22 protein-coding genes are annotated in these 22,240 nt (G+C 35.7%); 15 read left to right on the top strand and 7 right to left on the bottom strand.

Going from position 1 to position 22,240, the window contains the following annotated elements:
- Positions 1-10 precede the first annotated feature (10 nt).
- Positions 11-778 carry a TatD family hydrolase gene (locus tag ACJJVN_RS14425; protein WP_405379264.1) on the bottom strand — a complete coding sequence of 256 codons (768 nt, stop codon included), beginning with the start codon at positions 776-778 and terminating at the stop codon, positions 11-13.
- Positions 779-851: 73 nt separating this feature from the next.
- Here ACJJVN_RS14425 and ACJJVN_RS14420 point away from each other — a divergent pair, with 73 nt between their 5' ends.
- Positions 852-1,292 carry a TIGR02281 family clan AA aspartic protease gene (locus tag ACJJVN_RS14420; RefSeq protein ID WP_405378993.1) on the top strand — a complete coding sequence of 147 codons (441 nt, stop codon included), beginning with the start codon at positions 852-854 and terminating at the stop codon, positions 1,290-1,292.
- A 61-nt stretch (positions 1,293-1,353) separates the two neighbouring features.
- On the opposite strand, the gene ACJJVN_RS14415 is transcribed toward ACJJVN_RS14420, so the two are convergent.
- Positions 1,354-2,181, bottom strand: a complete 828-nt coding sequence (locus ACJJVN_RS14415; RefSeq protein WP_104514540.1) for a DUF6252 family protein — start codon at positions 2,179-2,181, stop codon at positions 1,354-1,356.
- A 130-nt stretch (positions 2,182-2,311) separates the two neighbouring features.
- Here ACJJVN_RS14415 and ACJJVN_RS14410 point away from each other — a divergent pair, with 130 nt between their 5' ends.
- The 6 genes from ACJJVN_RS14410 to ACJJVN_RS14385 all read left to right on the top strand — a co-directional run bounded on the left by ACJJVN_RS14410 (position 2,312) and on the right by ACJJVN_RS14385 (position 6,976).
- Positions 2,312-2,815 (top strand): 30S ribosomal protein S16, encoded by a 504-nt coding sequence (locus ACJJVN_RS14410; RefSeq protein ID WP_104514539.1) that lies wholly within the window; start codon positions 2,312-2,314, stop codon positions 2,813-2,815.
- Between the two features lie 11 nt (positions 2,816-2,826).
- Positions 2,827-3,354, top strand: coding sequence for a ribosome maturation factor RimM (gene rimM, locus ACJJVN_RS14405; protein WP_104514538.1), 528 nt, complete (start codon positions 2,827-2,829; stop codon positions 3,352-3,354).
- Positions 3,355-3,373: 19 nt separating this feature from the next.
- A complete protein-coding gene (locus tag ACJJVN_RS14400; protein ID WP_104514537.1) occupies positions 3,374-4,114 on the top strand; it encodes a tRNA1(Val) (adenine(37)-N6)-methyltransferase in 741 nt (246 codons plus the stop codon).
- Positions 4,115-4,243: 129 nt separating this feature from the next.
- The gene (locus ACJJVN_RS14395; protein ID WP_104514536.1) at positions 4,244-5,428 is read left to right on the top strand and encodes an acyl-CoA dehydrogenase family protein; all 1,185 of its coding nucleotides are present in this window, start codon (positions 4,244-4,246) and stop codon (positions 5,426-5,428) included.
- A gap of 88 nt (positions 5,429-5,516) precedes the next feature.
- Positions 5,517-6,023, top strand: a complete 507-nt coding sequence (locus ACJJVN_RS14390; protein ID WP_405378990.1) for a hypothetical protein — start codon at positions 5,517-5,519, stop codon at positions 6,021-6,023.
- A gap of 167 nt (positions 6,024-6,190) precedes the next feature.
- On the top strand, positions 6,191-6,976 hold the full coding sequence (locus ACJJVN_RS14385; protein ID WP_405379262.1) for a DUF3050 domain-containing protein: 786 nt from the start codon (positions 6,191-6,193) through the stop codon (positions 6,974-6,976).
- A 50-nt stretch (positions 6,977-7,026) separates the two neighbouring features.
- Here ACJJVN_RS14385 and ACJJVN_RS14380 read toward each other — a convergent pair whose 3' ends face one another.
- The 5 genes from ACJJVN_RS14380 to ACJJVN_RS14360 form a co-directional block, all read right to left on the bottom strand.
- Complete coding sequence (locus ACJJVN_RS14380; RefSeq protein ID WP_104514534.1) at positions 7,027-7,308, bottom strand: NifU family protein; 282 nt, start codon at positions 7,306-7,308, stop codon at positions 7,027-7,029.
- Between the two features lie 2 nt (positions 7,309-7,310).
- Positions 7,311-8,450, bottom strand: coding sequence for an Mrp/NBP35 family ATP-binding protein (locus tag ACJJVN_RS14375; protein ID WP_104514533.1), 1,140 nt, complete (start codon positions 8,448-8,450; stop codon positions 7,311-7,313).
- Positions 8,451-8,725: 275 nt separating this feature from the next.
- Positions 8,726-10,117, bottom strand: coding sequence for an alpha/beta fold hydrolase (locus ACJJVN_RS14370; protein WP_405378988.1), 1,392 nt, complete (start codon positions 10,115-10,117; stop codon positions 8,726-8,728).
- 116 nt (positions 10,118-10,233) lie between these two features.
- Positions 10,234-10,527: a thioredoxin gene (trxA, locus tag ACJJVN_RS14365; RefSeq protein ID WP_405378985.1), complete on the bottom strand. Its 294-nt coding sequence runs from the start codon at positions 10,525-10,527 to the stop codon at positions 10,234-10,236.
- Between the two features lie 16 nt (positions 10,528-10,543).
- Complete coding sequence (locus ACJJVN_RS14360; protein WP_405378982.1) at positions 10,544-11,515, bottom strand: type I phosphomannose isomerase catalytic subunit; 972 nt, start codon at positions 11,513-11,515, stop codon at positions 10,544-10,546.
- Between the two features lie 220 nt (positions 11,516-11,735).
- Here ACJJVN_RS14360 and uvrC point away from each other — a divergent pair, with 220 nt between their 5' ends.
- The 8 genes from uvrC (at position 11,736) to ACJJVN_RS14320 (ending at position 22,235) form a co-directional block, all read left to right on the top strand.
- Positions 11,736-13,535, top strand: a complete 1,800-nt coding sequence (gene uvrC, locus ACJJVN_RS14355) for an excinuclease ABC subunit UvrC (protein ID WP_405378980.1) — start codon at positions 11,736-11,738, stop codon at positions 13,533-13,535.
- On the top strand, positions 13,522-15,759 hold the full coding sequence (locus ACJJVN_RS14350) for a patatin-like phospholipase family protein (RefSeq protein ID WP_405378977.1): 2,238 nt from the start codon (positions 13,522-13,524) through the stop codon (positions 15,757-15,759). Before uvrC ends, ACJJVN_RS14350 begins: the two co-directional genes overlap by 14 nt.
- A gap of 173 nt (positions 15,760-15,932) precedes the next feature.
- Complete coding sequence (locus tag ACJJVN_RS14345) at positions 15,933-17,090, top strand: homogentisate 1,2-dioxygenase (RefSeq protein WP_405378974.1); 1,158 nt, start codon at positions 15,933-15,935, stop codon at positions 17,088-17,090.
- Between the two features lie 25 nt (positions 17,091-17,115).
- Positions 17,116-17,754, top strand: coding sequence for a CCC motif membrane protein (locus tag ACJJVN_RS14340; protein WP_405378972.1), 639 nt, complete (start codon positions 17,116-17,118; stop codon positions 17,752-17,754).
- A 109-nt stretch (positions 17,755-17,863) separates the two neighbouring features.
- Positions 17,864-19,027, top strand: a complete 1,164-nt coding sequence (gene hppD / locus ACJJVN_RS14335) for a 4-hydroxyphenylpyruvate dioxygenase (protein WP_405378969.1) — start codon at positions 17,864-17,866, stop codon at positions 19,025-19,027.
- 87 nt (positions 19,028-19,114) lie between these two features.
- Positions 19,115-19,915, top strand: a complete 801-nt coding sequence (locus ACJJVN_RS14330; RefSeq protein WP_405378966.1) for a DUF3108 domain-containing protein — start codon at positions 19,115-19,117, stop codon at positions 19,913-19,915.
- A 101-nt stretch (positions 19,916-20,016) separates the two neighbouring features.
- The gene (locus tag ACJJVN_RS14325; RefSeq protein ID WP_104514525.1) at positions 20,017-20,985 is read left to right on the top strand and encodes a tryptophan 2,3-dioxygenase family protein; all 969 of its coding nucleotides are present in this window, start codon (positions 20,017-20,019) and stop codon (positions 20,983-20,985) included.
- A 2-nt stretch (positions 20,986-20,987) separates the two neighbouring features.
- Positions 20,988-22,235 carry a M23 family metallopeptidase gene (locus ACJJVN_RS14320; protein ID WP_170034501.1) on the top strand — a complete coding sequence of 416 codons (1,248 nt, stop codon included), beginning with the start codon at positions 20,988-20,990 and terminating at the stop codon, positions 22,233-22,235.
- Positions 22,236-22,240 lie beyond the last annotated feature (5 nt).

The following is a 22,240-nucleotide window of genomic DNA, read 5'->3' as shown; positions in this document are numbered from 1 at the left end:
CAACTCAGGTTTATATACCGAAGACTTCACGCGAATTTAAGGTTGTAATTTCTGCTATCTCTACGATGTCTTTGTTATAAACTGTCGCTAGTTTTGCTGCAACATTTACCAGATAAGAACTTTCATTACGTTTACCTCGGTACGGCACTGGTGCCAGATAAGGCGCATCTGTTTCTAGAACTATTTCAGAAAGTGGTATTTGATCTAGAAACTGATCTATTTTACCATTTTTAAAAGTCACAACACCACCTATTCCTAGCTTCATTTTAAGATCAACAGCTTTTTTTGCCTGCTCTACATTACCTGTAAAACAATGAAAAATACCGTGTAAAGAGGTGTTTTTATATTCCTCTAAAACCTCAAAAACTTCGTCAAATGCTTCACGACAGTGAATAGCTATAGGCAACTTGTTCTCAACAGACCATTTAATCTGTGTATGAAATGCCTCTTGCTGCTCAGATTTAAAGGTCTTATCCCAATATAAATCCATTCCTATCTCACCTATGGCAACATAGTTCTCTTTTTCTAGCATTTCTTGTACATGTGCCAGCTCTTCTAGATAGTTTTCCTTTACATGTGTAGGGTGCAAACCTGTCATTAAATGAACGTTTTCAGGATAGCGTTTTTTTAAATCTAGCATCGCATTTGTATACGTAGAATCTATAGCAGGAATAAAAAATCGCTCAACTCCAGCATCCATTGCTCGCTGTATCATTTGCTCTTGGTCCTCATCAAAAGCCTCACTATATAAATGTGTATGTGTATCTGTAAAAATCATAAAACAAAAATAGGAATAGTTAGTAGTCCGCTTTCGCGAAAGCGGAATTATATTTACCTCATAAACATATTTCATGGCTTCACTTAAAAAATTACTACTATCACAAGGTTACACCAGCCACAATATTAGAATTGCCACAAAAAGTGGGCATATAGTTACCAAAGCTTCTATAAACGGCCATTCTGGTAGATTTATAATAGATACTGGCGCTAGTGCGACGTGTGTCAACCAGGCCATGTATGAAGAATTTCAATTAGAAACAGAATTTATGGACAGACAAATAGGTACTGCCAGCGGTTCTTTAAGGCCACGCATATCGCACAACAACACCTTAGAATTAGGCGACTGGTCAGACCAAGACACTACCTTATTAAGTATGGACATGAGTTACATAAACACCGCTTTAAAGACTGAAGGAATGCGATCCATTCAAGGCCTACTAGGAGCCGATTTTTTAATAGCTGCCAAGGCCGTAATCGATTACAAAGGAAAGAAGATCTATTTAAAACCATAAAAAAGCCCTGACTCTATAAGTCAAGGCTTTGATTTATTTGAAAAATGTAATTCCTAATATACTAGTAAGAAACATTAAAAGTACCGTCTGTAATATCAAAATTATTAGGTGGACCAGTCATAAAGCTGAAAGTTCCAGTAATAGTATTTGCAGTAGCATCTGCCGTTAGCACAACTAGAGATCCAGAAACCGCAGGGTCTAGTGTACCACCATTAATATAATTTGCTGAGTAAGTTGCTCCATCAAAAGCATAAGTTCCTGGCACTACGCTATCAGGAAAACTTAAAACTATAGAACTAGGACCGTTAGATGCATTTACGAGAACTGTACCACCTGCCTCTACAGCTCCTACAGCCGTAGGGTTAAGAGCCGTTCCGTCCACATTTGCTGTTAACGTCGCCGCTGTAGAACCACCAGCACCAGATCCTAACGCAGCACCGAATGGCACCTGATAAATCACTCCTGTTCTCATATAAAGTGAATCTACATTACTTGCTAGATAACTAACAAAGCTAAACTCACCAGTCACACCAGTTTCTGCATTTACAGACGTGATGCGCACCTCTCCTAGACCGTTACCTAAATTACTAGAAAATTGCTCTGCACCATTAAACGTATACAATGCTTCACTTTGGGATCCAGCACCTAATCTATAAACACCTACCGAATCATCCTGAAGGTTAATTTCTAATGTTTCAAGAAAATTCTGTCCTATTATAGACATCGTACCGTCTGCATTAACAGTGGCACTCATACGGTCTGCTTTAAAAAACTCTCCATTACGTACCGCTTGTATAGCAGGTGTATTGTTATCTTCTAGATTATCAGAACAAGAAGAGAATGAAATAATGGCTAGGGCTATCAACAAGTATTTACAAATCAGTTTCATAGAATAGGATAAATGTGTTTAAGCAAATGTAAATAAAATATACACATATGATGAATATTATTAAATATAATGATACTTTTGCAAACTCAAATTAATAATCAGGGTCGGGCACCCATAAACTTTAATAGTTATGCCAGTAAAAATTAGATTACAAAGACACGGTAAAAAAGGAAAACCATTTTATTGGATCGTTGCAGCTGATGCACGTTCAAAAAGAGATGGTAAATATCTTGAAAAATTAGGTACCTATAACCCTAACACTAACCCAGCAACAGTAAACTTAGATGTAGACGGTGCTATCACATGGTTAGAAAATGGTGCACAACCTACTGACACTGCACGTAACTTATTAAGCTACAAAGGTGTTATGATGAAAAAACACCTTAAAGGTGGTGTAAAGAAAGGTGCATTCACAGAAGAGCAAGCAGATGAAAAATTCAACTCTTGGTTAACTGAAAAAGAAGCTAAGATTGCTGGTAAAGCATCTGGACTTCAAGCAGATGCTGATGCAGCAGCTGCAAAAGCTCTTGAAGCAGAAAAAGCAGTGAACGAAGCTCGTATCGCAGCAAATGCTCCAGAAGTAGTTGAAGAACCAGCTGCTGAAGGTGATGACGCAACAGGAGAAGAAGAGTAAATCTATAGGTCATGCGTAAGGAAAAATGTTTTTACGTAGGAACCGTAGTAAATAAATTCAGCTTTAAAGGTGAGTTACTAGTAAAACTAGATACTGACGAGCCTGAGCTTTTTACAGAAATGGAATCAGTTTTTATCGAAATCGGTAAAAACCTGGTTCCATTTTTTATTGAAAGAAGTCAGCTGCACAAATCATTACTTCTAAGAATAAAAATAGAAGACATAGATGACGACGCAGGCGCTGACACATTAATGAAAAGAGATCTTTATCTACCCCTTGATTTTCTACCTAAACTAGAAGGAAATAAATTTTATTTTCATGAGGTGATCAATTACAAAATGATAGACGCTACTCATGGAGACATAGGTACCATAACAGGTATTAATGACACTACCAGTCAGGCTCTATTTGAAATAGATAACAACGGTAGTGAAATTCTGATTCCGCTTAACGATCATTTTATCGATAAAGTAGATCGTGAGAATAAAACTATCACTATCACCACTCCAGAAGGTTTAATAGACCTTTACCTCTCATAAAACATCTTAATTTTTATAAATGAGTCTATTCAAATTCAAAGAATTCACAATAGCTCAGGATAAATGTGCTCAAAAAATAGGAACCGACGGTGTCCTATTAGGCGCATGGGCTGCTCCTTATAAAGAACCACACACCATATTAGACATAGGTAGTGGTACTGGAGTCATATCTCTCATGCTAGCACAACGTTATCACCGCGCAAACATAGAGGCGATAGAAATAGATCAAGACGCTTATGAACAAGCTGCTGAGAACTTTGAAAACAGCCCATGGGGCGATCGTCTTTTCTGCTTTCATGCAGAGTTTCAAGAATTCTATGAAGAAGTAGAAGAACGATATGATTTAATAATAAGCAATCCTCCATTTTACGATTCTAGCAGTGTCAAAACAGATTCTCAAATCGAAGAAAAACGCCAGCAAGCACGCTTTGATGACGCTTTACCGTTTGAAGAATTAGTTTACGGCGTCTATCAATTACTAGATATAGATGGTACTTTTGCTTGTATAATACCCAAGGATAGAGAGACAAGATTTCTAGAAATCACTTCTCATTTTCAACTAGAACCTGTACGTACTACTTATGTAAAAGGCACCGTAGACAGTAAAGTTAAAAGATGTTTGATGGAGTTCCGCTTCCGCGAAAGCGTGAAAGAAAACAACTCCAAAAACTTAGTCAGTGAACTAGTTATAGAAAAAGCACGACACGATTATACAGAAGATTACAAAAGTCTAACTAAAGACTTTTATCTCAAAATGTAATTGAGCATCAATAAAAATATCTGACATTTTTTATCAAAAAACCGTCTGTAGATCGCTATTTTTACGACCAATTCAAAAACAGCCGTGAAATTACTCTATCGATGTAGTTTCTAACTTAAAAGATATAGAATGAAACCAGATTTATTTGAAGCACCAGATTATTATAACCTGGACGACCTTTTAACAGAAGAACATAAGATGATACGTGATGCTGCCCGAGCTTGGGTAAAACGTGACGTATCGCCTATTATAGAAGAAGCTGCACAAGAGGCAAAATTCCCTAAGAGCATAATACCTGGCTTGGCTTCTATAGGTGCATTCGGGCCGTATATCCCTGAGGAATATGGTGGCGCTGGACTGGATCAAATTTCTTACGGCCTTATCATGCAAGAAATAGAACGTGGTGACAGCGGTGTGCGATCTACAGCATCTGTTCAATCTTCTCTTGTTATGTATCCTATATGGAAATACGGTAGTGAAGAACATCGTAAAAAATTCTTACCTAAACTAGCTAGTGGCGAGTTTATGGGATCCTTTGGCCTTACTGAGCCTGATCACGGTTCTAATCCTAGCGGTATGATTACTAGCTTTAAAGATGCAGGAGATGGAGAACATATTATTCTTAACGGTGCAAAACTATGGATTTCTAACAGTCCGTTTTGCGATGTTGCTGTAGTATGGGCAAAAAATGAAGAAGGACGCATTCATGGAGTAATCGTAGAGCGTGGCATGGAAGGTTTTACTACTCCAGAGACTCATAACAAATGGTCACTAAGAGCTAGTGCGACAGGTGAATTAATTTTTCAAGATGTAAAAATTCCTAAGAGTAATATCTTACCAGGTAAATCAGGATTAGGAGCACCACTTGGTTGTTTAGATTCTGCACGTTTCGGTATTGCATGGGGCGCAATAGGCGCTGCAATGGACTGTTATGACACTGCGTTAAGATATGCAAAGGAACGTATCCAATTCGGCAAGCCGATTGCTGCATTCCAACTACAACAAAAGAAGCTCGCTGAGATGATTACCGAAATTACCAAAGCACAATTACTCGCTTGGAGACTAGGTGTATTGCGTGAAGAAGGAAAAGCTACAAGCGCACAAATATCTATGGCAAAACGTAACAACGTGGACATGGCTATTAAAATAGCTCGTGAGGCAAGACAAATACTAGGCGGTATGGGAATTACAGGAGAATACAGCATCATGCGTCATATGATGAACCTAGAGAGTGTAATCACTTATGAAGGCACTCATGATATACATTTATTAATTACTGGACTAGACATTACTGGAGAGAACGCATTTAAGTAAACTACAGTTAATTAGTACTAAGTTTAAATCCCTTCAATTGAATTGAAGGGATTTTTTTGTTTATTTGGTTGAACTAAAAAAACCAATTATGAAAAATTTTAAAATTTTAAGCCTTGCAATCCTGTCTCTATTTATTTTCTCTTGTGAATCTGATGATGATAACGGACCTGCATTAACTAACGCTAGTCTAGCTGGTACTTATAATGTAACTGCATTTTCTGGCAACGCTACAGAGTCTGATACGTCTGGAAACACACCTGATATTACCGAAGCAGATTTTACCGCTAGCAACTTTAACAATGCGACAGTTACATTTACAGAATCTGGTTTAGTTACCTCAACCGGATCTTATACTCAAACGTCTATTTATACAGAAGACGGAATGACAGAAACCGAAACAAATGTGGAAGATCTAGAAATAAATGGCGCTTTTACCATTTCTGGTAATTCTTTAATCATAACAAATACAGACGGTTTTAGTGTAACTGTTAGAAACTTTTCTAGCAACGGTCTGGAGCTATACCTACAAGAAACTGAAATAGATACTGATTACAGCTATGAGGCAGAGGCTACTTATACTTTAGTAAGACAATAAACGATCTACAATCAAAAAAATCAAAGGCTTAAGGATTAAATTTCTTAGGCCTTTTTTTTATTCTCAATTCGATAAAGTACACAACACTAGTTAATCCTATAATAATTTCTTTTCTGAAGATGGTTAAGATCTCTCCAGTAACTATTTTTGCACTAGAAAACACAGCGATGGAAGCCAATTTAATCTTGAATAAAATTAGTACGGTGCGTGAACAGTTATTGAATCACCAGCTATACAACCATATTAAAAATGATGAAGATTTAAGGGTTTTTATGTCTTCACACATTTATGCTGTTTGGGACTTTATGTCGCTTTTAAAAGCTTTACAAAACTCTCTTACTTGCACCACTACTCCATGGACACCAGTAGGTGATCCTGATCTAAGGTATTTAATCAATGAAATAGTTCTTGCCGAAGAGACAGACATAGACCATCTAGGCAACAGAATGAGTCATTATGAAATGTATTTAAACGCCATGAATGCAGTAGGTATAGATGTAAATATTGCTATAAAAGAAATAGACGAACTGTCATTATCTAGCCACATTCTTGAAACCATAAATAACTCGTTATTGCCCCAACATGTAAAACAATTTCTGACTACCACATTTACCATTATCAACAGAGGTAAAGACCATGAAATAGCTGCAGCATTTACATATGGAAGAGAAGATTTAATCCCAGAAATGTTTACTGAAATACTGGACGGTATCTCAACATCTTCATTTGATATAGATCTAGAACCTATTAAATACTATTTTGACAGACATATAGAGCTAGATGGAGATGAACACGGACCCATGGCACATAAAATGGTAGCTATGCTTTGCGACGATGATCAATTAAAATGGGAAGAAGCTATACAAGTTGCAAAAGAGGCTCTACAATCAAGAATAGAACTATTTGACGGCATTTTAAAAGAAATAAAAGAGTTTGAACCAGAGCTAGTTTAAACTCAAAAAAGCCGATTCTCACGAATCGGCTTTTTTTCATTTTATTAGGATTACAACTCTACGCTATCTCGTTGTTCTTCTTTTAATTCTTGACCAGAAATATCGGTAACGCTTTCTATCTGTGGAGCATGTTTTTTAACAGTAAGCTCAACACCAGACTTAAGAGTCATTTGATTTACATGACACCCTACACAAGTACCCAATAAGCGTACTTTAACAAACTTATCATCTTCTATAGAAACTAGTTCTATATCGCCATTATCCCTTTGTAAAAAAGGCCTTATCTCCTCTAACCCAGCTTCGACCGCTGTTTTTAATTCTGATCCAGTCATAATTATTTATTTGTGGCGCTACAACCTGCCATGGTAGTAATTTCAATCGCCTTTGTAGGCGGTAAAGCATCATTTCTACGCACCGTTTCAGACACTACTTTTTTAGTAATCTCGATAAATGCATTTTCTATATCTGTGCCTTCTTGCATTGCTGCTGGACGACCTACATCTCCTGCCTCTCTAATAGATTGTATTAAAGGTAATTCTCCCAAAAATGGAATTTTCAAATCCTCAGCTAGGTTTCTCGCACCGTCTTTACCAAAAATATGATATTTATTTTCTGGCATATCTGGCGGTGTGAAATAAGCCATGTTTTCAACAATACCTAGAACAGGTACATTGATACTTTCTTGTTGAAACATTGCGACACCTTTACGAGCATCGGCCAGTGCGACAGTTTGAGGTGTAGAAACTACAACAGAACCTGTTAATGGTAATGATTGCATGATACTTAAATGTATATCTCCTGTACCAGGTGGTAGATCTACTACTAAAAAGTCTAAATCTCCCCATGCTGCATCAAAAATCATTTGATTTAAAGCTTTTGCAGCCATAGGTCCACGCCACACTACAGCCTGATCTGGCTGTGTAAAAAAGCCTATAGAAAGAATTTTAACACCATAACTCTCTACTGGTTTCATTTTTGATTTACCGTCTACCGTTACCGATAGTGGTTTTTCATGAACGATATCGAACATTATAGTCGCACTAGGACCATAAATATCTGCATCTAGAAGACCTACTTTAAAGCCCATTTTTGCAAGAGTCACAGCTAGATTTGCCGTTACAGTAGATTTACCTACTCCACCTTTTCCAGATGCTACAGCAATTATATTATCTATTCCAGGAATCGCTTTACCTTTAATTTCAGGTTTTTTATCTGTCGTTTCTGGAGCTTCTACTTTAAGGTTTACTTTGATTTGTGCTTTTTCATAAACTTCTTTATGGATAGCCTGTAAGATAGAAACTTCTGTTTTTTTCTTAGCTTGTAAACTGTGGTTGTTGATAGTAACATCTACCACAACCTCATCACCAAAAACAAGTACATTTTTAATTGCACCACTTTCTACCATATTTTGTCCTTCACCAGGAACCGATATGGTTTCTAGTGCTTTGAGAACATCTTTCTTTTCTATTTTCATTTTGACGTTTAGAGTGTTACAAAGATAACGATCATAGCCGTTAGTTAAAACCCATTCTAAATAAAAGGGATAGATAAAAATTATTCCGCTTTCGCGAAAGCGTATCACATATCAAAATACACACATTTGATTGCACAAAAACCTTTAACACAAACACTTAAAACAACAGTTCTGTGAACACTATTCATAAATAGCAGTATTCAAAACGTATCAAATTTCATATTTACCAACGGAACATAAGTATGGTTGTAAAAACAAAATAGGAATGAAAGCTTTTAAAATCTAGAATTAATCCAGCTAGAAATTAAATTTAGTGTCCTAGGGTCTATCGTCTCTTCTAACTGTCCATACTCACCAGCACTACCTGTTTGCGCATTTTGAAACAGATGATTAAGTCCAGCTATTTTCTTGATGGTCACGTCTTTATTTTTAGAAAGTGCCGTTTCAAAACCTGGTAAATTGATTTCTGGAATTACCTGATAATCTAGAGATCCATTAATAGCTAGAACCGGGCATTTTACTTTACTCAAGTTAGTAGCCGGATTATAACTTAAAAAAAATCGCATCCAGTCATCAGAAAACTGTTTGCTGAGAGCTGATATAACTTCATCGGTATATTTTGCTTTTGAAACATCAGGAGCCTCAGCAACCTGCTTCTTCATTACAATTATAAGCTCATTTTCTAATACTTGAGAAGATAACTTTTTAGAGTCTATTATTTTTAAGAACATAGCATCCATCAGTTTTTTTTCAAAGTCCAACTGACTTCCTACCACTCCTTGAAACCTGAGACTTTTTTCTATTTGAGGCAGTAAAACATGATAACCATCTACGCCAGGTCCAGCTAGAGACACAAAGAATGCTACATTTCTTCTATTATCTGCGATTACCATAGGCGCAATTAAACCGCCTTCACTATGTCCTATAAGTCCGATTTTTTTAGAATCAACATCTTTACGAGATTTGAGATAAGCAATAGCCGCTTCTACATCTGTAGCAAAATCTTCACTGGTTGCTCCTTTTTGAGTTCCTTGAGATTGGGCGACTCCACGGTCATCATATCTAAGAACAGCAATACCCTTTCTAGTCAAATGATCTGCGAGAACTAAAAACGGTTTATGATCAAAAAGCTCTTCGTTACGATCTTGAGGCCCAGAACCTGAAATAAGAATCGCCACTGCTGGATTGTTAACATTATTAGGTAAGGTTAATGTACCTGCCAGTTTAATATCATTTGCTTTGGGATTAGTAAACACCACATCTTCTATATGGTAAGGAAACGGTGCTTTAGGTTCTTGTGGTCTATTAGGTTTTACTTCTACATATTCTTTTTTCTCTAGAATCATTTTTCCTGAGCCAGCACCTTGAGTAAAAGTCCCTATGATTTTACTATCTATTAATTCTCCTTGATATTTTATTTTATAAACATCTAGCAACATAGTGATTTGATTACCGTCTACCATGATACTATTCATAGGAATATAAGTTTTAGATTGAGTGGGGCTTTGCATCTTTGCCGCGTACTCACCGTTAATATTTGAAATTTCAAAAACCAACGGCATTCCTTGAATTGCTCCTGTCCAAGAACCATTAAATTCCTGTGCAAAGGTGATTAATGAGAATAATAGGCTTACTACCCATAAAGTAAAATAAACAACAGTTTTCATAAATCTAAGTTTTTAATCTATATTAAAACTAGAGTATGAAGATAGTTATTTGTTACATAAAATGTAAGAAGATTAAATAAACGGTATGATATTGAATAAACTAACTGACAGAATGTTTATGCCTTTTGAATCTGCGCTTTTAATTCATGTAAGGGTTGTACCCCTGCAGCTTTCCATACTTGCTTACCATTTTTAAAAATCATGAATGCCGGCACGCCTCTTATAGCAAACTTTGTCGCAAGCGCTTTGTTTTTATCTATGTCTATTTTAAGAATACGTACTTGATCACCTAGATCGTCCTTTAATTTATCTAGAACTGGCATCATGGTCTGACATGGCGCGCACCAGGTTGCAAAAAAATCAATTAATACTGGTGTATCACTATTAGTTAGTTCTTTAAAGCTAGACATAAATATTTATTTTAGATTATAAGTAAACCTCGATGCATTGCGCATCTTTAGAATCTAGAGTAATTAAATCAATTCCTGCAGGTAATAAAATACACTCTCCTTGTACAAGTGAATAATTTTCTTCTTGATAAGTTAGGGTAGCACTTCCTTTTACACACATATAAATGGTAAAAGAATTTATATCAGAAAGATCTCTTTCTAGAACACCTTTTATTTTTAAAAAATTAGTTTTAAAGTAAGGTGAATTAATCAGCTTATTAGGTTGATTTTTTTTACGACTGTAATCGGTATGATATTGGGTTTGCAAGTTAAAATCTATCGCATCTAGCGCTAGGTCTGTATGTAGCTCTCTAGTTTGCCCAGTTCTCACATCCTTACGGTCATAATCATAAATACGATAAGTCACGTCAGAGGACTGCTGGATTTCGGCAAGCATCACTCCTGCTCCTATGGCATGTATTCTACCAGTAGGAATGTAAAAAGCATCTCCTGCTTTTACCTTAAACTCATTGAGTACCTCTGTAAGTGTATTGTTTTCTAAATGTTTTTGATAAGAATCTCTATCCACCTCTTCTTTAAAACCTACTGTTATAGTAGCATCTTTATAAGAAGGCATGATGTACCACATTTCATTTTTACCAAATGAACCGTGTCGTTCTCTGGCTATTTCATTATTAGGATGTACTTGTATAGAAAGTGGTTTTTTTGCATCTATAAATTTAATAAGTAATGGAAATTCTCCATTAAACTTATCATACACAGACTTCCCTAAAAACGCATCTTTAAATCGTTCAATTAAATTATTGATGGTTGCCCCAGCATAAACACCGTTTGCAACAACAGTTTCACTATCTGGAACAGCACTTATCTCCCAAGATTCACCTATGGACTCTTGATCATACTCTTTATTAAGGCTAGTCTTCAGCTGGTCACCACCCCAAATACGGTAGTGAAAAACAGGTTTAAATTTTAAGGGATAAAATTCCATTTAGTACTTTAGGGTTACTGTGCGCAATTTAACCAAACCGAATAAATATTCCTTTGTTTTACAGCATAGTTTAGCCTTATTACTAAGAATATGTGGCAAATATTCAGAATACTTATGATTATTGATGATAATTATTCTGCTTTTGCAAAAGTTAGTTCAACATAAACTTCTATTAAAATATATTTAACCCATTAAGCATAATCCCTATCTTTACTGTGCTATGGAAATACCACCTTTAGAGGTTCAGATTAAAACCCTACCCTTATCACCTGGAGTTTACTTGTACTTTGATAAAAAGGACAAGCTACTTTATGTAGGAAAAGCTAAAAAACTTAAAAAAAGAGTCTCCTCCTATTTTAATAAAACGCATGACAGCTATCGCATAAAAACGATGGTTAAAAACATTTACCGCATTGAGCATATCGTGGTAGAGACAGAAACTGATGCTTTATTGTTAGAGAACAGCTTAATTAAAAGTCGCAACCCACGGTATAACATCATGTTGCGAGATGATAAGACTTATCCCTGGCTAGTCATTAAAAAAGAACGTTTCCCACGTGTATTTTTAACGCGCAATTTAATCAAAGATGGTAGTGAGTATTATGGACCATACACTAGTGTAAGAACGGTAAGAACACTACTAGAGCTGGTTAAGACTTTATACCCCATACGCACCTGTAATTACGATTTACAACAGGATAAAATAAATGAAGGTAAATTTAAACTATGCCTAGAATACCACATAGGTAACTGTAAAGGTCCATGTGCTGGACTACAGCATGAAGTACAATACAACAGAAGTATAGAAGCTATAAGAGGTATAGTAAAAGGTGACTTTAAAGAAGCTGTACGTTACTTTACAGATCTAATGCAAGAGCATGCAGCAAATATGGAATTTGAAGAAGCACAGCAACTCAAAGAAAAACTAGAAATACTAACTAGATATCAGGCAAAATCTACCGTGGTTAATCCTAATATCTCTAATGTAGATATTTTCACCATAGTTAGTGATGAAGCTGCCGGCTATGTAAATTACTTGCAAATTAATCATGGTGCGATTACACGTTCTCACACTATGGAACTTAAAAAACAACTAGACGAAGATGATAAGCATTTACTAGAACTAGCCATAGTAGAGCTGCGCCACAGGTTTGACTCTCAATCTACCGAGATCTACACACAATTTGACGTAGATGTAGGTGAGAAAGTAAAAATCACTATCCCTAAGTTAGGAGATAAAAAACGTGTCGTTGATTTATCAGAGCGCAATGCAAAGTTTTTTAGGCAAGAACAGTTTAAGACTATTAAAATAGTTGACCCAGACAGACATGTTAATAGATTAATGGCACAAATGAAAGCCGATTTAAGACTGGGTGAAGAGCCTAGACACATGGAATGTTTTGATAATTCTAATATTCAAGGGACTAACCCTGTTGCTGCTTGTGTGGTTTTTAAGAATGGAAAACCTAGTAAAAAAGATTATAGAAACTTCAATATAAAAACGGTAGAAGGACCAGACGACTTTGCTAGTATGGAAGAGGTCGTTTATCGACGTTATAGAAGATTACTAGAAGAAGACCAGCCCTTACCACAACTAGTCATAGTAGACGGTGGAAAAGGGCAGTTATCTAGCGGTGTTACCGCACTAGAACGATTGGGTTTAAGAGGTAAAATACCCATAATAGGTATAGCAAAAAGACTAGAAGAGCTATTTTATCCTAATGATCCTGTACCTTTATATCTAGATAAACGTTCTGAAACCTTAAAGGTTATTCAACAAATGCGTAATGAGGCGCACCGTTTTGGTATCACCCATCACAGAAATAAACGTAGCAAACAGGCTATAGAAACTGAGCTAGATGAAATCGTTGGGATAGGAGAAAAAACAGTTGTTGAATTATTAAAACACTTTAGAAGCGTAAAACGCGTTAAGAATGCTACAAAGAAAGAACTTACAGAAATAGTAGGCGTTTCTAAAGCACAAAAGATAATAGACTTTTATAAAGATGAAGAAGAATAGGCTTTTATTATTTTTTATTGTTCTCGCTTTCGCGAAAGCGGACTTCACACTAGCACAGGAAAAAGAAAACAATTCTCGACCTAAGATAGGACTTGTTTTATCTGGTGGTGGAGCAAAAGGCCTAGCGCATATAGGAACACTTAAAATAATAGACTCTCTAGGAATAAAAATAGACCACATAGCAGGTACGAGCATGGGTGCCATAGTTGGATCTTTATACGCATCTGGTTATACAGGCAAACAATTAGATTCTATTTTCAAAACTATAGATTTTGATAAAATCATATCTGACGACATACCTCGCAAATCAAAAACATTTTACGAGCGTAGAAATACAGAACGATATGCAGTAACCTTGCCGTTTAAAGATTTTAAAGTACAATTACCTTCTTCATTAAGTAAAGGACAAAATATATACGATCTTCTATCCAGGCTGCTTGCCCATGTAAAAGATGTTGAGGACTTTAATCAATTACCTATTCCTTTTTTATGCATCGCTACAGAAATCACCACAGGAGAAGAGATCGTTCTAGACAGTGGTTATTTACCCAAAGCAGTAAATGCAAGTGGTGCGCTGCCGTCCCTCTTTGCTCCTGTTGAAATAGATGGCAGACTACTTATAGATGGTGGTGTAATAGACAACTATCCTATAGAAAAATTAAAGGCAAAAGGTGTCGATATAATTATAGGTGTAGACGTACAAGATGATTTAAAATCGAGAGAAGAACTTAGTGGTGCCCTAGATATATTATCTCAGATCAACAATTTCCGTACGATTAATGCGATGAAATATAAAGCTCCTAAAACCGACGTTTATATCGCTCCAGATATTAATGATTTTACTGTCGTGTCTTTTGACTTAGGAAAAGAAATCATTGAAAAGGGAGAACAAGCTGGTAGAGCAAAAATTGATGAACTCAAAGAACTAGCAACTGATGCTTACATAAAACCTAATTTAAAAAATATAATAGGTGATAGTATATACCTTAACGAGATCAATATAAAAGGAAATCAAAATTACACCAGAGCATTTGTAGTAGGTAGATTTAAAGTAGGTATCCCAGGAATGGTCGCTTATACAGATTTAAATAGTGGGATTCAAAACCTACAAGCGACAGATAATTTTGCCAAAATCAATTATGAAATCATCAATGATGATAAAGGAGCTGTTCTAGAAATAGACTTAGTTGAGAATGAAGTACGCAATTATTTAAGATTGGGATTACATTATGATGAATTAACGCGCAGTGCTGCTTTACTTAATCTTTCTAGAAAAAAGGTGCTTTTTGATAACGACATAGTATCAGTAGATTTTATAGTCGGCGATAATTTAAGATATAACTTTGACTATTATATTGATAAAGGTCGTTACTGGTCGATAGGCTTGCACAGTGAATACATGAGATTTCAAAAAGATGCTAATGCTGCATTTATTGAAGACGCAGCTAACTTTGGTCCATTAGGAGTTAATAGTCTTGAGGTAAAATATAGAGACTGGACACAGCAAGTTTTCTTACAAACTAGGCTTAACAGATCTGCAAATTTAATGGTGGGTACTGAGATTAAAACGCTTAATATTTTCACAGAAACTTTAATCACCACAGACCCAAATGATGATGTTACCGATTTTACAAGTGGCACTCGAGGCAGTCTTTATGGAAAAGTACTAGTCGATTCTTATGATAACGCACAATTCCCATCTACTGGCTGGAAAATAGATGGTGATTTCCACCTTTACCTTTTTAACTCTGAATACAAAGAACGCTTTAAAGAATTTTCTGTCGCCCAGCTACAGATAGGTCATGCCCGCAATTTTGGCAAATTCACATTACGTGGTAATGCACACATAGGTATAACCATAGGCGATACTAATGACTCTTCTATGGACTTTTTTCTAGGTGGTTATGGATCGCGTAGGATTAATAATCTAATTCCATTTTATGGATATGATTTTTTAAGTATTAGTGGTGGCACCATGATGAAATTGCTAGTAGAGGCAGATTATGAAGTCTTCAAAAAGAATCACATCATATTCAGCGCAAACATTGCAAATGCACAAGATGATTTATTTGAACAAAACAACTGGTTTAGCGAGGCTAGATACACTGGATATGCCATAGGATATGGATTAGAATCTTTTTTAGGACCTCTAGAAATAAAATATAGTTTCTCTCCACAGCAAGATGACGGACAAGTCTTTGTTAACCTAGGATTCAAGTTTTAAATACACTGAAAAGAATTTTTTTTTCGATTAATTAAATTCACGTCAAAAAGCTGACCAACACACACTCAAACTACTAATAATCAGTAAGTAAACTATTTAAAAGTTAAATAATCCAGTTTAGTCATGGAATGGTCTCAGGAATTTACGAAATTTGAGAGATTTAACTTTTAACTATGCCTTTCTACCACAAATTGGGTAAAATACCACCCAAAAGACACACACAATTTAGAAAACCTGATGGTTCTCTATATTCAGAACAGCTTTTTGGAACTATAGGTTTTGATGGTATGTCTACAAATTCTTATCATGAATATAGACCTACCATGGTTAAAGAGATAAGAAATCAATACAGTGTAAAGCCTGAGATTGCATTAGAGAATCATATTAAATCTTACCGTTTAAAAGGGTTTAAAATACAACCAGAAGCAGACTATCTAGAAAGTCGTAAAACTGTTCTTATCAACAGCGATGTGGCAATTATTCTTGCAGCACCTCAAGACGCTACACAAGACTATTTTTATAAAAATAGTGATGCAGACGAGTTGCTTTTTGTCCATCGTGGTACTGGAACCCTAAGAACTCATTTAGGAAATTTAGAGTTTAAATATGGTGATTACCTTTTGATACCACGAGGTGTTATTTATAAAATTGATTTTGACACGACAGACAACAGGCTATTTATAGTAGAGAGTAGGCGTCCTATTTATACTCCTAAAAGATATAGAAACTGGTTCGGACAACTGTTAGAGCATTCTCCTTTTTGTGAGCGTGACTTACGACGTCCAGAGACACTAGAAACCCATGATGAGAAAGGTGAGTTTTTAATCAAAGTAAAAAAACAGGACGATATTTTTGATATGGTGTATGCTTCACATCCATTTGATGTAGTAGGATATGATGGTTACAATTATCCATATGCATTTTCTATTCATGATTTTGAACCTATAACTGGACGCATTCACCAGCCACCACCAGTACACCAAACATTTGAAACAGATGCCTTTGTAGTATGTAGTTTTGTCCCTAGACTTTATGACTACCATCCTAATAGTATTCCGGCACCCTATAATCATAGTAATATAGATAGTGATGAAGTCCTTTATTATGTAGACGGTGATTTTATGAGTCGTAATGACATCGAGGCTGGTCATATTAGCTTACACCCTGCAGGTATTCCGCATGGTCCACACCCTGGAACAGTAGAAAAAAGTATTGGAAAGACTAAAACAGAAGAACTAGCTGTTATGGTAGATACTTTTAAACCATTAATGGTAACTAAAGAAGGACTAGAAATTGCTGATGATAGTTATCACAAAAGCTGGTTAGATTAATTAATATTGTAAAAAAAAAATCAAGTTGGAACAGAACAACCCAAATTACTCTAATCAACCACAGCAGTCCAATAACTTTGGACAGCAGCAGCAGCAGCAATTTCAAAATCAGAATCAAAACCAAGGTAATTATCAATTCCCTTATCAAGGAGAGAAACTATCTGGTGACCCCAGCGCAATTACATTAGGCATTATATCGTTAGTACTTTTCTTTATAGGGTGCTGGTGCTATGGACTCGTTGCTATAATTACATTAATCCTGAGTCTAATAGGGCTCATTATAGCAAACAGAAGTTTAAAAGATTATAAATCTAATCCTAGTAATTATAGTCAAAGCTCTTATAAGAGTGTAAATATTGCTAAAATTATAAATATTGTAGGTGTAGCTCTTTCAGGTCTGGTTTGTTTAGTTTTATTAATAGTTGCCTTATTTTTCGGTAGTCTACTTATGGCGGCAGTAAATGGAGAACTAGATAGTCTAGATGATTTAGATCAATATAATAATGAATCCTATTATGATGACGATTATGAAGACTCTACAGAAGATGAGGACTGGCAATATTATGAAGAAGAAGAATTAGATTCTCTTGAACAGAAAAACGATTCTCTTAAAGAGAATAAAGAGATTATTGTTGAGGACGTAATAGAAGAAACAGAAGGGTAATGATTGCAAAAAGAATAGATATAACTCCTCATTTGAGGGCAATGTGGTAATAAAGGTTAGCCCAACACCACCGACATCACAATTTATTTATACTTTTTAAACAACTATTATGGCAGCTGAAATCAAAAACTTAAAAGACTTACAAAACACAGAATATTCACTTAAAAAACTATTCAAAGAAGCAGAAGATTTTCTTCCTCTTCTAGGAACAGATTATGTAGAATTATATGTAGGTAACGCAAAACAAAGCGCACATTTCTACAAAACAGCATTTGGGTTTCAATCTGAAGCATATGCTGGATTAGAAACCGGATTAAAAGATCGTGTTTCTTATGTCTTAAAACAAGGCAAAATAAGACTGGTACTCACCACTCCTCTACAAAAAGATGGGGAACTTAATGAACACATCAACGTCCATGGAGATGGAGTAAAAGTTGTTGCTCTTTGGGTAGAAGATGCTCGTAAAGCATTTGAAGAAACAACTAAAAGAGGTGCAAAACCATATTTAGAACCTACTGTTGACTCAGACGAGCATGGCGAAATCGTAAAGTCTGGAATCTACACTTATGGAGAAACAGTCCATATGTTTATAGAACGTAAAAACTACAACGGTATATTTTTACCTGGTTTTCAAAAATGGGAATCTCATTATAATCCAGAACCAGTAGGACTTAAGTTTATAGACCACATGGTAGGAAATGTAGGTTGGGACGAGATGAATACTTGGTGTAAATTCTATGGAGAAGTAATGGGATTTGCACAAATTATCTCATTTGCAGATGATGACATCGCTACCGACTACACAGCTCTTATGAGTAAAGTGATGAGCAACGATAATGGTAGAGTTAAGTTCCCGATTAACGAACCTGCAAAAGGAAAGAAAAAATCACAAATTGAAGAATACCTAGATTTCTATAACGGCCCTGGTGTACAGCACATCGCTGTTGCTACAGACGATATAGTTGCCACAGTAAGCGCAATGAGAGAAAGAGGTGTAGAATTCTTATACGTTCCAGATGAATATTATGACGATTTAACAGAGCGTGTAGGAGAAATAGACGAAGACGTTGAGGTACTAAAAAAACATGGTATTTTAATAGATAGAGACGAAGAAGGCTACCTATTACAACTGTTTACAAAAACAGTAGTTGATAGACCTACCATGTTTATAGAAGTGATACAACGCAAGGGTGCTCAATCCTTTGGTGTAGGAAACTTTAAAGCATTATTTGAAGCGATAGAAAGAGAGCAAGCTTTACGCGGCACTCTGTAATACATTGATAACAATATAGTTATCAGTTTGGAATAGACTTTGCATTTAAAAGATCGTGAGCATTATTCACAATCAACTTTTATAGATATGAAAAAGATTATTTTTTTAATGATAGCTGTATTTGCAACTACTACAGCCTTTACTCCAGGAATAGAATCTAACGGTATAGAACAGCAGGCTTTTGAAGATGGTGAATGGTTCAAATTTAGAATACACTACGGCGTCTTCAATGCCAGCTATGCCGAGATGAAAATAGACAAAGCCCGACTTAAAGGTAAACCTGTATATCACATTAAAGGTAAAGGAAAATCTACCGGACTATTACATCTCTTCTTTAAGGTAGACGATAAGTATGAAACTTATATTGATCGTGAAACTGTAAAACCATATCGTTTTATCCGTAAAATAGACGAAGGTGGACACACAAAAGATATTCAAATAGACTTTGACCACGAAGCAGGCACTGCTATAGTTAATGATAAGAAGCACAAGGAAAAGACTACCGTAGACATTAAACCTTCTACACAAGATATGATGAGTGCTTTTTACCACCTAAGAAACATGGTAGATATAGAAACTATAAAAGCCGGTGACGAGTTCACACTACCTATGTTTTTTGACAAAGAAAACTTTGACTTTAAACTCAAATATCTAGGTGAAGAGGTTCTTAAAACTAAATTTGGTAATGTGGCTTCTTTAAAATTTAGACCATACGTGCAGTCTGGACGTGTATTTAAAGAAGAAGAAAGCCTTACTGTATGGATATCAAAAGATCAAAACAAAATGCCTTTAAAAATAAAAGCAAAACTAGCTGTAGGCTCTCTTACCGCAGACTTAGAAGCTTTTAAAGGCCTAAAACACTCCTTTCAGGTTATTGCAGATAAATAAAACCTACTTCATTTTAATCAATTAAGGTGAACTCTATGCCTTGTATAATTGATAGTAACCTATAGGTTGATTACTTTTGCTTGTCATTTTAAATGAATTACATGTCTCAAGAAATCAGCCCAGAAATAGCCCAGCGCATTAAATTATTAGAAGATAAATTTAAACACTCTGGCCAGAACATGCTCTCCTACTTGGACGGCTTACTTTATGACAGGTACACAACCTATTGGGATTACATACGACTAGACACTTTACTTAGCCTACAAGTGCCGTCTACAGATTTTCCTGACGAGATGATTTTTATAGGCTATCATCAAATTACCGAACTTTACTTTAAGCTCATCATACATGAGCAAACGCAAATTATAGAAAGCGAGCAATTAACCGGTAAATTTTTTGAAGAAAAAATACTACGCATCAATAGATACTTTACCGTTTTAATCAATTCTTTTGAAGTAATGATTAAAGGTATGGAGCGCGAGCAATTCTTACAATTTAGAATGTCCTTACTTCCTGCGAGTGGTTTTCAAAGTGCTCAATATAGAATGTTAGAATTTTACAGCAGTGATTTAATAAATCTAGTTCATCCTTCTGTTAGGTCCCGCTTTCGCGAAAGCGAGAACAACAACACCATTGAAGATCTATTTGAAAATATCTATTGGAAAAAAGGTGGCATAGACATGAATACAGGAGAAAAAACACTCACACTAAAACAGTTTGAAAAACGTTACACTCCTAGATTTTTAAGAATAGCAAACGAAGTAGAAAACACAAACCTTAATCAACGTTATCTATCCCTACCAGAAGAAGAAAAAACACCAGAACTTAAAACAGCTTTGCGACTGCTAGATCAAAATGCAAATATCAATTGGCTACTTATGCACATGGGTGCCGCACATAGATATTTGAGAAAAGAAGGAAAAGCAGTAAAAGCGACAGGAGGTACCAACTGGAAAGAGTTTTTACCACCTAGTTTCCAGAAAATATCTTACTTCCCTACTTTATGGACGCAAGAAGAACATGAGAACTGGGGTAAGCAATGGGTGGATCACGTATTAAACACAAAGTAATGATGAAAAAATATTTCATCGCTGGTATATTACTAGCACTGAGCTTTACATCATGTAAAGAAGATGTAGAAACTATCGAAGATGTTCAGGAACCTATACCTGTGGTTATTGAACCTAAGATGAAGTATGGTTATGACCTTAATGATTTTGAACTAGTTGCCGACACAGTAGTTAGCGGTGCAACGTTTAATGATTTAATCTCCAACCATATCGTAGAAGGTCAAAGCGCCTATCAAACCGCAAACAGACTTAATGAAGTCTATGACCTACGTAGAATACAAGCTGGAAAACCTTTTAAAATCTTAAAGAGAAAAGACAGCCTAGGAACTCCAGAAGCATTTATTTATGAGCCTACTAAGCTAGATTACGTTGTTGTTCATTTTAACGACACTCTTGCCGCTTATAAAGATAAACACCCTATTTCTTATAAAAGAAAAACAGCAAGTGGAATTATCAACTCGACACTATCTGAGGCTATGGCCGAAGAAGGTCTAGGATTAAGTGCCATCTATGAATTATCTGATATTTATAAATGGTCTATTGATTTCTTTAAACTTCAAAAAGGAGATCGTTTTAAAATGATCTATCAAGAACGTTACATTAACGATTCTATATATGCAGGAATAGAATCTATAGAAGCAGCCGTTTTTGAGACAGATGAGACACCTTTCTATGCATTTGATTATGTAACAGACTCCATCACAGGAATGAGTGATTATTATGATGATAATGGAAAGACTTTAAGAAGCTTTTTCTTAAAAGCACCTGTTAACTATTCTAGAATATCATCGAGATTTACTAAAAGAAGGTTTCACCCAGTTCAAAAAAGATGGAAAGCACATAAAGGTACTGATTATGCAGCTGCATATGGAACACCTATAGTTGCTACCGCAAATGGTACGGTGACAAAATCTTCTTACACAGGCGGAAATGGTAATTATGTAAAAATAAAACACAACGGCACCTACTCTACTCAATACCTACATATGACTAAACGTAAGGTAAAGGTAGGACAGCGAGTAAAACAAGGACAGGTAATAGGTACCGTAGGTAGTACAGGACTTGCCACTGGACCTCATGTCTGTTATAGATTTTGGGTAAATGGAAAACAAGTAGATCCTTATAAACAGAATTTACCTAGCGCAGACCCACTTCCAGAAGAAACCATGGAAACCTACATGGAATTTATAGCCCCATTAAAGATAGAAATAGACCAACTTCCTTTTAAAGAAATTGATCCAGTACTATAAATAAA

Source organism: Nonlabens sp. Asnod3-A02 (genome assembly GCF_045063755.1).
Classification (GTDB): domain Bacteria; phylum Bacteroidota; class Bacteroidia; order Flavobacteriales; family Flavobacteriaceae; genus Nonlabens; species Nonlabens xylanidelens.
This window is presented reverse-complemented; position numbering and strand designations above follow the sequence as displayed.